General features: G+C 53.8%; 11 protein-coding genes. 6 read left to right on the forward strand and 5 right to left on the reverse strand.

Translation table 11 applies throughout. The annotated features are described in order from the left end of the window. Positions 1 to 6: 6 nt before the first annotated feature. The 4 genes from AY555_RS07225 to AY555_RS07240 are packed head-to-tail and all read left to right on the forward strand — an operon-like array spanning position 7 to position 7492. Positions 7 to 2772, forward strand: coding sequence for a PAS domain S-box protein (locus tag AY555_RS07225; protein ID WP_245176975.1), 2766 nt, complete (start codon positions 7 to 9; stop codon positions 2770 to 2772). Next, positions 2766 to 3155 (forward strand): response regulator, encoded by a 390-nt coding sequence (locus AY555_RS07230; RefSeq protein ID WP_066135181.1) that lies wholly within the window; start codon positions 2766 to 2768, stop codon positions 3153 to 3155. The genes AY555_RS07225 and AY555_RS07230 overlap by 7 nt, the downstream gene beginning before the upstream one ends. Continuing rightward, positions 3152 to 4807, forward strand: a complete 1656-nt coding sequence (locus AY555_RS07235) for a diguanylate cyclase domain-containing protein (protein ID WP_066135184.1) — start codon at positions 3152 to 3154, stop codon at positions 4805 to 4807. The genes AY555_RS07230 and AY555_RS07235 overlap by 4 nt, the downstream gene beginning before the upstream one ends. 30 nt (positions 4808 to 4837) lie before the next feature. Then, positions 4838 to 7492 carry a PAS domain-containing hybrid sensor histidine kinase/response regulator gene (locus AY555_RS07240; RefSeq protein WP_156483329.1) on the forward strand — a complete coding sequence of 885 codons (2655 nt, stop codon included), beginning with the start codon at positions 4838 to 4840 and terminating at the stop codon, positions 7490 to 7492. A 33-nt stretch (positions 7493 to 7525) separates the two neighbouring features. On the opposite strand, the gene AY555_RS07245 is transcribed toward AY555_RS07240, so the two are convergent. From AY555_RS07245 to AY555_RS07255, 3 genes are all read right to left on the reverse strand, one after another. After that, positions 7526 to 8053 carry a chemotaxis protein CheW gene (locus AY555_RS07245; protein ID WP_066136762.1) on the reverse strand — a complete coding sequence of 176 codons (528 nt, stop codon included), beginning with the start codon at positions 8051 to 8053 and terminating at the stop codon, positions 7526 to 7528. 406 nt (positions 8054 to 8459) lie between these two features. Continuing rightward, on the reverse strand, positions 8460 to 8687 hold the full coding sequence (locus AY555_RS07250; protein WP_066135187.1) for a hypothetical protein: 228 nt from the start codon (positions 8685 to 8687) through the stop codon (positions 8460 to 8462). A 152-nt stretch (positions 8688 to 8839) separates the two neighbouring features. Then, a complete protein-coding gene (locus tag AY555_RS07255) occupies positions 8840 to 9274 on the reverse strand; it encodes an Lrp/AsnC family transcriptional regulator (RefSeq protein ID WP_066135189.1) in 435 nt (144 codons plus the stop codon). A gap of 168 nt (positions 9275 to 9442) precedes the next feature. Here AY555_RS07255 and AY555_RS07260 point away from each other — a divergent pair, with 168 nt between their 5' ends. Beyond that, positions 9443 to 10684, forward strand: a complete 1242-nt coding sequence (locus tag AY555_RS07260; protein WP_066135191.1) for a TIGR03862 family flavoprotein — start codon at positions 9443 to 9445, stop codon at positions 10682 to 10684. Here the strand turns inward: AY555_RS07260 and AY555_RS07265 are convergent. Next, on the reverse strand, positions 10681 to 11475 hold the full coding sequence (locus AY555_RS07265) for a DeoR/GlpR family DNA-binding transcription regulator (RefSeq protein ID WP_066135193.1): 795 nt from the start codon (positions 11473 to 11475) through the stop codon (positions 10681 to 10683). The genes AY555_RS07260 and AY555_RS07265 overlap by 4 nt on opposite strands. A 301-nt stretch (positions 11476 to 11776) precedes the next feature. On the opposite strand from AY555_RS07265, the gene glpD reads away from it, so the two are divergent. Next, the gene (gene glpD, locus AY555_RS07270; RefSeq protein WP_066135195.1) at positions 11777 to 13300 is read left to right on the forward strand and encodes a glycerol-3-phosphate dehydrogenase; all 1524 of its coding nucleotides are present in this window, start codon (positions 11777 to 11779) and stop codon (positions 13298 to 13300) included. 29 nt (positions 13301 to 13329) lie between these two features. Here the strand turns inward: glpD and AY555_RS07275 are convergent, their stop codons facing one another. Next, entirely contained in the window at positions 13330 to 13935 is a 606-nt protein-coding gene (locus AY555_RS07275) for a hypothetical protein (protein WP_066135198.1), read from the reverse strand. Positions 13936 to 13940: the final 5 nt, after the last annotated feature.

Below are 13940 nucleotides of genomic sequence, written 5' to 3' on the forward strand. Positions count from 1 at the left end.
TTGGCTGTGGGAAAGGCCGTTCCCGTGCGCCAGAACAGGTCTGTTATTGTCATTATGCTTTCTGCCTTGGGCCTTCTTGTCCTGTGGACAATCTGGTTCGAGTGGCAGAGCCATGGCCGTGCGCTGGAATCATCGCGTCGGGAAGCTGTGGCGATGGTGGGGGCGTCTGCGGCAGCTCTTTCGTCTTCCCTGCGTGCTGTGGATGTGGCCCTGATTTCGGCGCTTTCTGTTCTGGAGGCAGGCAGTTTTGACGTCCAGTCACGCTATGCCAGCATTGTATCCCAGTTGCGCCGCCACGCCATGTCTACTCCTGCAATTGATGATATCCTGGTCTTTGACCAGAATGGTGATGTTGTTTTTCACAGTGGCTATGACATCCTTCCCCGTCTTAATGTTGCAGACCGGCAGTATTTTCGTTTCTTTGCTGATGGGTTGAACGAAGGCAATGATGTCCTGTTTGTCGGCGACCCCGTAACCGGCCGCATCAGCGGCGAATGGTTTATTGCCATGGCGCGCCGGTTGTCCAGTTCTGACGGGGCGTTTTCCGGAGTAATCTTGGCAACAGTCGGAACGGTTCCCCTTGCATCGCACGTTCGCTATCTTGCCTCACGAACCGGGGCGTCTGTTGTTCTTGTGACAGGAACGGGTGCGGTGGTTGAGGCCGAAGTACCTCCCCAGCGCAATAATTGGACAGGGCGCAAGGTGTATAGCCTCCCTCTGGGTCCATTGCCGGTAGAAGAGTCCCTTCTGGTTGATACTGTTCTTGAGGATGAACAGTGGATGACGGTCATTCGTCGGGTCGATGATCTGCCCTTGGCCCTGATCTTGTCCCGGCCATGGTCGGTTGCCTTGGCAGAGTGGTACAGCACCCTTGTACGGGAACTGTTTCTTCTTTTCGGAGCGTTGGTCGCCTTGTCCCTGCTGTGGTGGCCACTGTCCCGGGCGATTGCAGATCGTAACCGTTTGTTCGAGCTGTCTCCGGATCCGGTGTGTATTCTGGATCCGGAGGGTGCTTTTGTGTCGGTCAATCCTGCGTGGGGGTATGTGCTGGGGGTAGAGCCGGGCAGCCTGCTCCGCAAGTTGTTATCGGACTTTGTTGTTTCCGATGACCGCAAGGCATTTCATGATGTTGTTGCCCGTTTGATTGAGGGGGCAAGGGTTGAGGAATTTGTTGTTCATGTGACGGGGGTAGGTGGTAACAAGACGCCCCTGTCCTTTACGGCTGTCAGTGACAGTGCTGGTATTTTCGCAATAGCCCGTAACATCAGTCGCCGTCTTTCGGCTGAAAGCGCGTTGCGGCAAAGCGAGCAAAGGTTTCGGGATGTTGCTGAAGCATCAGGGGAATTTGTCTGGGAAGTTGATGCGGCTGGTTGCATCGTCTTTGTGACAGAGCGCGTGCAGGGTGTTCTTGGTTATCGTCCGCCCGATATGAAAGGCTGTTTGTTTGTCTCTTTCATGCGTGGAGAGACCCGGAGGTTTCTTGAGTCCTCCCTAGGGCGCTTGACAGGATTTCGGATGGAGGCAGATGCATCGCGCGCCGATGGAACATCTGTTCGTTTGCGGTTGTCCGGGCTTCCCATTCTGACAGAGGATGGTCATCTGAATGGATTTCGGGGAACAGCCCTAGACATTACGGAAAGCTACTTGGCCCGGCAGGCGCTGCAGGATAGCGAAGAGCGGTTCCGTACCATCGTTAACACCGTTGTTGATGGAATTATAACAATCAACGAGCGAGGCATGGTTCTATCTGTCAACCCCGCGGCAGAAAGAATGTTTGGTTATACGGCGGCCGATATGATGGGCCACGATGTCTCCATGCTGATGCCAGAGTCTTATGCAGCTCATCATGGGCAGTATATTGCCGATTATTTGGAGCACGGTGTTCCCAAGGCTATCGGGATGGTGCGCGAGCTGGAGGCTCTGCGAAAGAACGGAGAGCTTTTTCCCATTGAACTGGCGGTCAGTGAGGTCTGGATTGGTGGTGTTCGTCTCTTTATTGGCGTAGTGCGTGATATTTCCGAGCGCAAGCGTGTAGAGAGAATGAAAAGCGAGTTCGTGTCTACAGTTAGTCACGAATTAAGAACACCCTTGACGTCAATCCGTGGATCACTGGGGCTGGTTGGTGCCGGTGCGGCCGGTGTTCTTCCCGAGAAGGCGAATGAGCTGATCCATATTGCCCACTCAAACTGTGAGCGGCTTATCCGGTTGGTCAATGACATTCTGGATATCCAGAAGATAGAAGCAGGCCGCATGGTCTTTGACATGCAGGTTATTGACTTCTCTGATGTCATAAGGCGCTCCATTACGGATAACGAGGCTTTTGCCAACCAGTACAAGGTCAAGGTCATTGCGACAGCTTTACCTGACCATGTCATGGTACATGGGGACAGGGACCGGCTTTTTCAGGTTGTGACAAACCTTCTGTCGAATGCGGTCAAGTTTTCTCCATCTGGCGGCGCGGTCAACGTTGGTGTCCAGTTGTCGGGACCAATGGTGCACCTGACGGTAGAGGATTTCGGCCCCGGTATTCCTGAAAGTTTTCGTGACGATATTTTTCAGAAATTTTCACAGGCCGACTCCACGGATCGCCGCGCCAAGGGGGGGACCGGGCTTGGCTTGTCCATTGCCAAGGCGATCGTCGAGCATCACGGTGGACACATTGGATTTCATTCAGTTGAAGGGCAGGGAACAACATTTTATGTTGATATTCCGGCTGTTGGTGATTCCGGGCGTGCGCAACCGACAGGACATGGCAAGGAGGGTTCATGGTGACCCTGCAGCGGGTGCTTTACGTGGAAGATGACCCTGATATTCAAGCCATTGCCACTTTGGCCTTGGTTGATGTCGGAGGGTTGGAGGTAACGGCCTGTTCATCGGGGGATGAGGCGTTGTCGGCTTTTCCCTCGGCAGATCCCCAGATCGTTCTTCTGGACGTTATGATGCCGGGCATGGATGGCCCGGGTACCCTGCAAGCCTTGCGGAAGCTTCCAGGCGGTGATCGTGTTCCTGTTGCTTTCATGACAGCCAAGGTCCAGTCGCACGAAGTGGCCCGCTATCTTGATATGGGAGCAGCCGGCGTTATCAGCAAGCCGTTCGACCCCATGACATTGGCTGAACAAGTCCGGACAATCTGGCAGCGTGCGGAGGGTATATGACCGAAGGCAAGCTGCGTGATTTGATTATACGCTATGTCCATTCCCTTGATGCACGGCGTGTATCGATGCAGGAAGCCGTTGATCATTTTGTGTCGCTTGCCGAGACGGGTAAGGATATCCGTCTTGATCGTTGCTTTGCTGATTTCCGGCGTGATTCCCATCAGTTGGCTGGATCTGCCGGCAGTATGGGGTTTGCAGCGCTCGGGCGTGCGGCCATGGCGCTGGAAGTGATGATCAATGCACTGGTCGAGCGTCAGTCTCCACCTTCTGTACGTGATGTTCGGCAAATGCGCGCTTTGTTCGAGCGCGTTGTTCTGCGTATGGAAGCAACCAATGCGGAAGACAGCACCCTTTTTGCCCTGTCTCACGACGGGGCAGAGGATGCACCATCGGGACAGCCCCGTATTATTGCCCTTGTGTCCTCTGCGCTTGGGGAGTTCACACGGTTAGCCCAAGAGCTCCAACCCTTTGGCCTAGAGCTATCCCTGTGCAGTAACCGGGATTGCTTTATGGCATTGTTACAGGACAATCAGCTACGGGCTGTGTTGTTTGACAGGCATGCTACAGTATCCGGTTTTTCTGCTGATCAGGTTCGGGCCCTGTGCCCACCCTCTGTGTCCTTGGTTATTTTATCAGACAAGATAGACCTGCGGTGCCGTGTCGATGCGTGGCATAACGGTGCGGGTTCTGTCATCGATATTAGCAGTGGCGGCGCCGAGGTTGTTGATGCCATCGAGCATGCCGCCGGCCCCATTGGTTATGCTGTGCCGCGTGTTCTTATTGTTGATGATGACGAGGCTATCTTGGCTGTCTGCGAGCACGTGCTGTCCGAGGTTGGTATTTCGTGCGAAACATTGCCGCATGCTGAAAATATTCTGGATGTGATCAGCGTGTTCCGGCCAGATCTGTTGGTCATTGACCGGCATATGCCTGACTTCAGTGGTCTTGAGGTTGCGGCTGCTATACGCCAGCAGCCCGCTTATACAAATTTGCCACTGATTTTCCTGACGCGGGATGACAACCTAGAATCACGCATTGATGCCATTCGTGCTGGTGGAGATGGCTATGTCACCAAGCCGGTTGATATGGAGTATCTGATTGCCTTGGTGCGGCAGCGTATTCTGAGATCCCGGCAGTTGCAGGGTATGATCAGTCGTGATGGTTTGACCGGTCTGCTCAATCACGCCGCTTTCTACAAGCGCTTGGAGGTCGAGATTGCACAGGCCCACCGTAGCGGGAATCCGCTTTCCGTCATGCTTCTCGATCTGGATTATTTCAAGAAAGTCAATGATACGTGGGGGCATCCAACGGGTGATGCCGTATTGCAGTCCTTGGCCCGGCTTTTGCGCCAGCGGCTACGGTCCGGTGACCTGTGTGGTCGTCTTGGCGGGGAAGAATTTGCCATTCTACTGACCGGTACCAAGGGGTCCGATGCCCTGCGTGTGGGGGGGGAGCTTCTGGATGCCTTCCGTGATATTACCCATCACAGTGGTTCAGAAACATTCACCCTTACATTCAGTGCCGGTGTGGCGGAACTAACAGCAGGTATTGCTGCGGATCAGCTTCTTGCTTCTGCAGATCGTGCGCTTTATGCGGCCAAGCGTGGTGGCCGTGCGCAAGTATATCGTGACGTGGATATCTCTTCTGACTGACATCCTGTTCTTGCTTGTCTGGTGGTATCTGTGCTTCCTTTACGCCTTGGGGTGTATATGGGTGGGCGAGGCACTGTGTTCTGGTTTGTTGATGTGGGGGAGGGGGCATTTCCGTCGGGTAATTCGCGTCCGTTGCGGGAGCATTTGCTCCGGAGGTACTTGTCTGGCTCTATAGCTGCTCGCGTTTTGGCCAATATAGCTGCCTCCTTGGCAGTTATTGCCCTGCTGTTCGCTGTTCCTGTTGATATGGTTGGCGGGATTCTCTGGGGGGGCAGTGTTCTTGCATTTGGATTATTTGCTGTTGTCTGGAGAATATTCTGGCGTGCTCGCCTTGCCAGTATCTCATCGGCACTTCTGACTTGTGAAGTTGGCCTGTCTGTTCTGGCTGTCTTGCAAGGCTTGGCTTGGGGAAGCGGTATTGTAACGTTCGGGGGGGCTTTGCCCGGGCCTGAAGCCTTTTTGTATCTGTTGGTTCTGGTTGCTGTTGCTGCGATTACGGTGTTGAATTATGCCCCTTTGCCTGCGGCTATGTTTGGTTTTGCAAGCGGGGCCTTATTCTTTCCTGCGGCTGTACTTGCTGGCGATGATGGACCTATTTTACCGCTGATTGGGCTTGCCGGTATCGGTTACGGGATTTTTCTCCTTGCCGGTGGATGGGCACGTTATCGCGAACTTGTCCATCAGTACTGTATCAATGCCAGCCACCGTGATGTGTCAGAGCGACTTGCCGAGCACGAGGTTCGCCATCGTTCAGTTCTGGAGTATCTGCCTGAGTTGGTGGTGGTTCTGGATGCGGATCTGCGTATTACCTTTCATAGCGCCGCCTCGGGCGATCTTTTTGGCTATCCTCCGGGTACCATGCAAGGGATGGATCTTCTCGCTGTTATTGCTCCGGCAGACCGGAGCCGCCTTCACTGTGCCCTGCACGGCCTTTTCCTAGATCCGGAGCAGACATTTGCAGAGTTGATCGGCGGGCTTTCCCGTGATGAGCGTTCTGTTCCCCTGTCGCTGCGTGGACGGGCTATACCGGGTGTTTCTCCGGAGCGTCGGCCACAGGAGCTGGTGATTACCCTTCGTGATGCAACCAGGCGCCTTCATGTTGAGGAGACGTTGCGACGGGCAAAACATGAGGCCGAAGCGGCAGGGAAAGCGCGGTCAGATTTTCTGGCCATGATCAGTCATGAAATTCGTACCCCGATGAGCGGGATTTTGGGCTTAGTTGATCTCTTGTCGGTCAGTGACCTGACGGAAGCACAGAGAGAGCACGTGCGTGTCTTGCAGCGTGCCTGCGATCATTTGTTGGATCTTCTGACAAGTGTCCTTGATTTTTCGCGGATCGAAGCCCGTGGCATACGGATTGAGGCCGAACCATTTGACCTGCGGCGTGTTGTGGGGGCCGTTACGGATATGTTCCGCGGGGAGGCAAAAGCCAAGGGAATACAAATGCGTGCGATTGTTGCCCCGGAATTGCCGGCAACATGGGTGGGGGACTCCCGTTGTCTGCGTCAGATTTTGGCCAATCTTGTTGGCAATGCTGTGAAGTTTACACAGGTTGGTCATGTCGAGGTCCGTGTGCGGGGCTCTTCATCTGGAGATCATCGGGTCCTCTGCTTTGATGTTGAGGATACCGGTGTGGGTATTGCACAAGGGGCATGTGATTCCATCTTTGACCCCTTTGTTCAGGCCAATCGTGAATTGATAGGGAAGTCTGTTGGTTCCGGTCTTGGTTTGGCTATCTCTAGGCGCCTAGTTACCTTGCTTGGTGGCAAGATTTCTGTATCCAGCACTGTTGGGCAGGGATCTGTTTTCAGTTTTACGATCCCTCTCTCTATCGGGCCTCAACGTGTCAATCTTGTAAAAGATGTTCTACCAGTCCGTATGCCGCGGATTTGGGAGAGGGCGCCCGAGGCCATAAAAGTTCTGGTGGTTGATGACTCGGACCTTAATAGACTGGTGACTTGTGAAATGTTGAACCGCCTTGGATTTTGTGTTGTCGAGGCGCGCAATGGTGCAGAATCTATCGATTGCCTTCAATCTAGGCCAGAGGAGTATAATCTCGTTTTCATGGATATCCAGATGCCCCAGGTTAACGGGATAGAAGCTGTACGGCGTATTCGCTTTGCTGAGCAATGCGCTGGCCGTCAGCCTGTTCCTGTTGTTGCTGTTTCGGCCAGTTCCCGGGATGAGGATCGGGAAGCGGCTCTGGAGGCGGGTTGCTGTGCCTATGTTATCAAGCCCCTGCGACGCGAACAGTTGCTGGAGCTTCTTGATCGCTTCCTGTCGGGGAATAAGATTGCGGCCTGTGTTGATCTATCCATGTGCGGAGCTGTCTCGCGTCTTTCTTCCTCTGTTTCCCCATCCTTTGTAACGCTGTTGCCCGGCTTTCTGGAGGCGATGCAGGCTCATATTGCAGAGTTACGTCAGATGGTTATTCAGGGCAGAAGCGTAGATGTTGTGCGCATTTCACATGCCGCGAAAGGGAATGCCATGCTGCTTGGTTGCCCCCGTCTGGTAGAGGCATTGAGACGTCTGGAGGATCAGGGACGGATCTGGGAGAGCAAGTCGGAAGAAGGTTATGACGAGGTAGAGCAAAGCTTCATGCAGGCCCTTGTCGAGGCTGTCGAGCGTGAAGTGCTGTCCTTGGAGCACGAGTCCGGGGATCAGTTGTCTGAAGCTATTGCCTAGACGAACACCTGCAATCTCCTGAGAAAAGAGGTTCTATCGGCTGGCGTATGTGAATCCACCTTCTCCAAAAGCGAGGAAGGAGTCGACATCCAAGACGATAAGCAACTCTCCTTCCAGCCGCACAACGCCGGCTGAGATGCCGCGCCAGCGTGGATCTAGCGTAGATGGATTCTGCTCTACACCACGCGTTGGCAGCGTCAGAACATTCCCCACACTATCGACCCTGAGGCTGTATAGTTCTTGCCCTAGCTCCACTGTGACGCACATGACGTGTCCCTGCGTCTCGGATTCAGCTTGTTTGGGCAGGCCCAAACGGGTGCGCACATCTATAACGGTTACAATGCGGCCACGCAGGTTGATGGAGCCCGCGACTTCGGGGGGTGCGAGCGGGATGCGGGCAATCTTTTCGGGGACCAGAATGTCCTGGACGCGTTCTACCGGGATCCCAAACAGCTGGCGTTCGACGTAGACAGTTACAAAAACCTGCTCGTCGCGACCAGCGGCGGTACGCCCTCCTGTTGAAGGTACGATATGCCCTTGGCTGGGGGTCAAGTCACCCATGTTTTCACACTCTCCAGTGATCCCCTGTTGTGCACGATAATGAACGCAATGAACTGCTTGTGCCAGCTCTTTTGCCAGAGTGATGTTGGCCTGTGACGGGATGGACACGAACAGGAAGGACCAAAAGCGGGCAGGCAAAAAAACCTTGGTATACAAGGTGGAGTTTGGCTGTCTCGGCAGTTGTTGTCTGCATCGCTATTTGACTGTTCAGACAAGTTTACACCTGTGTCTCGGTGGGTGGATAGTTTTCTTATGGTTTTTTGGGATCAGTCTATCAACCCATGATTTTTGCACTTTTCTCTGCGTGGTACGGCGTATGCCGGGAATCTAATTTAATTGCACACAAACAGCGCCATGCTACCGTGATGACCCGGGGTGGTAGATCAAGCAAGTGGCCGTGGGTAATTTAGTTACGCATGTCGGGTTGTTTTTGCATGACATCTTCAGCTGCGCTGATAGCTGAATGGATAGAGCTGGCAAGTTCTGGGCTCAGGGCTTCAGCCTCGTGAAGCAAGTATGTCAAGCAGGCGTGAATGCCGCGAATGGCGGTCACGCGACCCGCCGGGGAGCAGGGATCCGGATCCAAGCCTTCTGTGCATGTATCATGGTACGTTCCATAAATATCAAACGGCATGGCAAAGATTATCCGAAGCAGTTACTACCGTTCCCGTATTTTACCTTTTATTGCTCAGTATTCAATTCTATTTATATGCGCAAATGAGAGCATACAATGCAGGCTTTATTCTGGTTTTATGACGGTGTTTTGCTGTTCATTTTCTTTCGTTCTTATAATTTGTGTGGTGTGAGAAGTATTATGGTCTCTGTGATTTCCACGCCCTTGAGCTTTCTGATATATGACAGGGCATTGTCCAGTTCTGACAAGGATTGCGCCTGCATTTCCATAACGATGTCCCAACGTCCATTGGACGTGTAGATGGTTTTTGCTTCGGGGATTTCACGCAGGGCCCGCAGGGTGTTCTCGCTGGTGCGTGCCTGTTCGTGGATTAGCGTAATGGCGCGCACTCCTTCGGTGGGTCCAGTCACTTCAGAGCGGGTTCGCACTGTGAAACCAAGAATTTCTCCGTCTGTTTGAAGGCGATCCAAGCGGTTCTGGACAGTGCCGCGTGACACGCCAAGAATACCCGCCAAGGAGGCAACCGGTAGCCGCGCGTTATCACGCAGCAGTGCCAGAAGGCGTCGATCCAAATCATCAAGAGCCATAGTCCACCAAGAAACCTATTGTCCAGTTTTGTTCCCATGATGCACGCCCGGCCCATTTGGGCAAGCGCCATGATCGGGTCATGCTCGGGTTCATGGTGCGTGAATGGGCCTTGGCTTTCAGGTTTTGACACTGCTATGGTCCGCGCCTGATCAGGCTGGAAAGACGTAATGTGTACATCTGTGAAGACCGTGAATGTGGCTATCATCGGGGCAGGACCGGCTGGCTTGATCGCCGCACAGAAGATTTCGTCTGTTTTTCCGGATGTGCATGTCTTCGATGCCATGCCTTCCCCCGGGCGCAAGTTTTTGTTGGCGGGGCGAGGGGGGCTTAACCTGACGCATTCCGAGCCTGAGGATCTTTTCCTAGGTCGTTATGGGGAGCAAAGGTCCTGGCTGGAACCTATGATCAGGGCTTTTGGTCCAGAAGACGTTCAGCGTTGGGCTGCCGATCTCGGGATTGCAACATTTGTGGGTACATCGGGACGTGTCTTTCCCGTTGACTTCAAGGCGGCCCCTTTAATGCGTTCCTGGCTCAGGCAGCTTCGCAGCCAAGGTGTTGTCATTCACACCCGTTATCGTTGGATCGGGCGTCCTTCGTCCGGAGACTGGGTGTTTGAAAGTCCGGAAGGGCGTGTATCTGTCCGTGCGCGTGCTGTGTTGTTGGCAATGGGTGGTGCCAGTTGGCCACGGCTTGGATCTGACGGTGCCTGGGTTGATATTCTGTCCTCTGCGGGTCTTTCCGTTGCCACGCTGCGTCCTGCCAATTGCGGCTTTGAGAGGGCTTGGTCCGATCATTTTATGGCCCGCTGGGAAGGAGAACCTCTCAAGGCTGTAGCATTGTCTTTTGAAGGTATTTCCCGGAAGGGCGAAATGGTTGTCAGCCGCAGCGGGGTAGAGGGTGGCCTTGTCTATGCCTTTGCAGCCGCTTTACGGGATGCCGTAGAAAGAGATGGCCAGGCTGTGCCCTGTCTGGATTTGTTGCCTGACCGTGGCTATGAGCAGGTGGTGCGAAGTCTCTCATCACCCCGTGGTCGTCAGTCTTGGTCAACATTTCTTAGAAGAACTGTTGGGTTGGGGGGCGTCAAGGCCGCGTTGCTGCGCGAGTGTGCCGATCCCTCTACATTGTCCCGTCCTGATGATCTGGCCCGGTTCCTCAAGGCGTTGCCTGTGTCGCTGTCAGCCCCCCGCCCCATAGCAGAGGCCATCAGTTCGGCGGGGGGAGTGGTGCGGGCAGAACTGGACTCCTCGCTGATGCTGTCATCTTGGCCGGGCGTTTTTTGTGCCGGAGAGATGCTGGACTGGGAAGCACCGACCGGAGGATATTTGCTGACAGCTTGCCTAGCAACAGGTGTGCACGCGGCTTCCGGTCTTGTGTCATGGTTACAGGAGCACAGTCGCTGTGAAAATTAGTCTTGCAGGACACTGATTCGGGTTATGGCATTTGCGGTGCAGAAGACCTTGACACCCCCCTGCGTACAGACCTGAGAAAGGCGAGGGGAAGTCACCTCATCTGTAAACAAGGCTGAAACTTGGCTTATATGGGCGATCCGTACAGGTGCTGATCGTGACAGCTTTGTGCGGTCTGCGACCAGAAACACCTGACGTGCATTCTCAATAATAGCTTGGGCGACGCGCACTTCCCGATAGTCGTAATCCAGAAGAGCACCATCCTCGTCCATGGCAGATGCCCCGATAACAGCGTAGTCAACCTTGAACTTTTTGACGAACTCGGCGGTGGCTTCCCCGACCAAGCCACCGTCAGAGCGGCGAAGCAGGCCACCGGCGACAATGATCTCACATGATGGGTTCTGGGTCAGTGTATTGGCAACATTAAGGTTATTGGTAATGACAAGCAGATTCCTGTGGCCCAGAAGGGCACGGGCAACAGCTTCTGTCGTTGTGCCAATATTCATGAACAGGGATGCGTTATGCGGTATTTCCGATGCACACAGTCGCCCGATTTCGTTCTTTTCGTCGGCAGCGATGACACGGCGTGTTTCGTAGCCGACATTTTCGATCCCTGAGGCCAGCACCGCACCACCATGGACCCGGGCTAGCATGCCACGTTCACACAGCTCGTTCAGATCCCTGCGGATAGTTTGCGGTGTGACTTGGAAGCGGGACGCAAGGTCATCAACCAAGACCCTTCCGGATTCACGAGCCGCATCCATGATTTCCTGCTGCCGGAAAGACAGGATCATCGTGTGTCCTTTTCATGCAAGATATGAGCGAGGAAGCATAAGGATCATCTTTTCCCGGTCAAGGTGTAAAAACACGATAAAGATGTCTGGTTTCTACTCCTTGTTTTCGGCTTGTTGTTTTAAAAGTTAAGAGGGAATTGTCGGTATATAGATCTATGGTAGATGCGCTGATGCAGTTCTGTAAATGTCTTGAACCTCTTTATCTTTATATGAAAATTGATCATCCTTAAGGATAGGGATGTAGAAAATTTGTTCAGTATTTTCTGTTCTGCAGGACAGGGAACGGCGTAAGAGGTGTGCAATGACAGCGCATAATGCACCCTATGACCTTGCTGTTATTGGTGGCGGCATTAATGGGTGCGGTATCGCGCGGGATGCTGCCGGGCGCGGCTTGTCAACGTATTTGTGTGAGCGTGATGACCTCGCATCAGCAACCTCATCAGCCAGCACCAAATTGATTCATGGTGGCTTGCGTTATCTTGAACATATGCAATTTCGTCTGGTTCGGGAGTCTCTGGCTGAAAGGGACGTTTTGTTGCGGTCCGCTCCGCACCTTGTTCGTCCCCTATTCTTTATCCTTCCTTGGGCACCGGGTTTGCGCCCGCGCTGGTTCCTGCGTTTTGGTCTTTTCCTGTACGATGCCTTGGGGCAACGGCAGATTTTGCCTGCATCCCGTGCCCTGGATTTACGGGTTGATCCGTCCGGTGCGCCCCTGTTGCCGGCCTTTCAGAAGGGGTTTGAGTATGCCGACTGTTGGGTGGATGATGCGCGGTTGGTAATTCTTAATGCGCGCGATGCGTCTAGGCGTGGTGCTGTTATTGACAGTGGTACACGGTGTATCAGGGCCCGCCGAGATGCAGGAGGATGGTGCCTGACTGTTGTGTCGCGTGATTCATCCCGTGAACGTGATGTATGGGCAAAAGTTCTGGTCAATGCATCCGGACCATGGGTGAATGATGTTATGGCTAACGTGATTGATGGTGCGTCATCTCATGAAGGTCTGAGAGAGAGGGTGCGTCTAGTTTGTGGCAGTCATATTGTGGTTCCCAAGCTTTTCAGCCATGAAAAAGCCTACATCCTTCAGCACACGGATCGTCGCGTTATTTTTGCTCTGCCTTTTGAAGATGATTTTACCCTGATTGGCACAACAGATCTGGATTACAGTGGTGACCCATCGGATGCCTGCTGTTCGGGGGAGGAGACTGCGTATCTATGCGCGGCGGTTTCGCGTTATTTTCGCCATTCTGTTTGTCCTTCGGATGTTATCTGGACGTATTCTGGCGTTCGGCCTTTGTATGACGATGGTGCCTCGGCTTCCCATACCGTGACACGTGATTATGTCCTGCGTGTTGACAGGTCTTCTGATATGGCACCTGTTCTTCACGTCTTTGGTGGCAAGATAACGACGTACCGCAAGCTGGCCGAATCAGCCCTTGAACGTCTGCGTGAGTTCTTTCCCGACCTTGGCCCATCGTGGACAGAGGTTTCCTGTCTGCCGGGCGGTGATTTTGATCCCGTTGACTTTGACAGGCACGTTGCAGACCTGTTGAGAGCTTATCCTTTTCTGAACGCGCGTCAGGCGCACCGTCTTTTCAGTGCATATGGTACGTGTGTGAACGATCTTCTGGGTGATGCGTCGTGCTGGTCTGATCTTGGGGAGGCTTTCGGGGCAGGCCTTACCGCCCGGGAGGTGCAGTGGATGATCCAGCATGAATGGGCCCACAGCGCAGACGATGTGCTATGGCGACGGTCCCGTTTGGGATTGCGTGTGACCCGCAAGGAATCTGGGGCTCTGGACGCCTGGATCCGTAGTCAGGTCTCCTGAGTTCCCTAAGTAGCACTGCGTCAGATTTTCTATTGTCGGGTCGGATTGCCGAAGTCCGGCAAATCAACCGGCTGGGGAAGGGGGGGCGTCTGATCTGTGGCCTTTGTTTCAGCCTGTTCTTGTCGGGCTTCTAACAGCTCCATCATGTGTGCTGCTCTGGCTCCGGCTTCCTTGGAGTCCTGGCTCGGTCTTCGTGTCGTGTCCCGCTGCACTTTGCGCGATGCTTGTTGTCGCGCTGTGTTCTTGTATGCTCGGGATATGTCATCTTCAATCTGCGCAAGGCGTGATGCAATGATGCTCATGTGCTCACGTACGGTGGCTTCGTGTTTGCGTATGCTTTCTTCCGTTGTGGCGCGCAGGTCGTGTTCCATGCGATCAACGCGCACTGCGCTGTCCTGTTCCAGCGACCGGCGGATCCTACTGACATCCTTGACAAGCTCTGTCCGCAACTGGCGCGACTGTTTTCCAAGCTCATCCCGAATATGGCGCAGGTTTTTCTCCATGTCAGAGCGGAGTTCCACCTTTATCTGATAGGCCGATTTGACAAGGGATGATAGATAGGAAAGCAGGAAGAAAAGTCCTATAACCAAGGCGGCAACGGATACCGTCAGCCCTGTCAGAACGGCATAATCCATGGCTT

The sequence above is a fragment of the Haematospirillum jordaniae genome, assembly GCF_001611975.1.
In the GTDB taxonomy this organism is placed as follows: Bacteria; Pseudomonadota; Alphaproteobacteria; order Rhodospirillales; family Rhodospirillaceae; genus Haematospirillum; species Haematospirillum jordaniae.

Bases quoted from the DNA above. Each gene is read 5' to 3' on its own strand.
- AY555_RS07250 (WP_066135187.1), bottom strand. From the start codon at position 8,687: ATGCCGTTTGATATTTATGGAACGTACCATGATACATGCACAGAAGGC.
- AY555_RS07275 (WP_066135198.1), bottom strand. From the start codon at position 13,935: ATGGATTATGCCGTTCTGACAGGGCTGACGGTATCCGTTGCCGCCTTG.
- AY555_RS07245 (WP_066136762.1), bottom strand. From the start codon at position 8,053: ATGGGTGACTTGACCCCCAGCCAAGGGCATATCGTACCTTCAACAGGA.
- AY555_RS07255 (WP_066135189.1), bottom strand. From the start codon at position 9,274: ATGGCTCTTGATGATTTGGATCGACGCCTTCTGGCACTGCTGCGTGAT.
- AY555_RS07235 (WP_066135184.1), top strand. From the start codon at position 3,152: ATGACCGAAGGCAAGCTGCGTGATTTGATTATACGCTATGTCCATTCC.
- glpD (WP_066135195.1), top strand. From the start codon at position 11,777: ATGACAGCGCATAATGCACCCTATGACCTTGCTGTTATTGGTGGCGGC.
- AY555_RS07230 (WP_066135181.1), top strand. From the start codon at position 2,766: ATGGTGACCCTGCAGCGGGTGCTTTACGTGGAAGATGACCCTGATATT.
- AY555_RS07265 (WP_066135193.1), bottom strand. From the start codon at position 11,475: ATGATCCTGTCTTTCCGGCAGCAGGAAATCATGGATGCGGCTCGTGAA.
- AY555_RS07260 (WP_066135191.1), top strand. From the start codon at position 9,443: ATGTGTACATCTGTGAAGACCGTGAATGTGGCTATCATCGGGGCAGGA.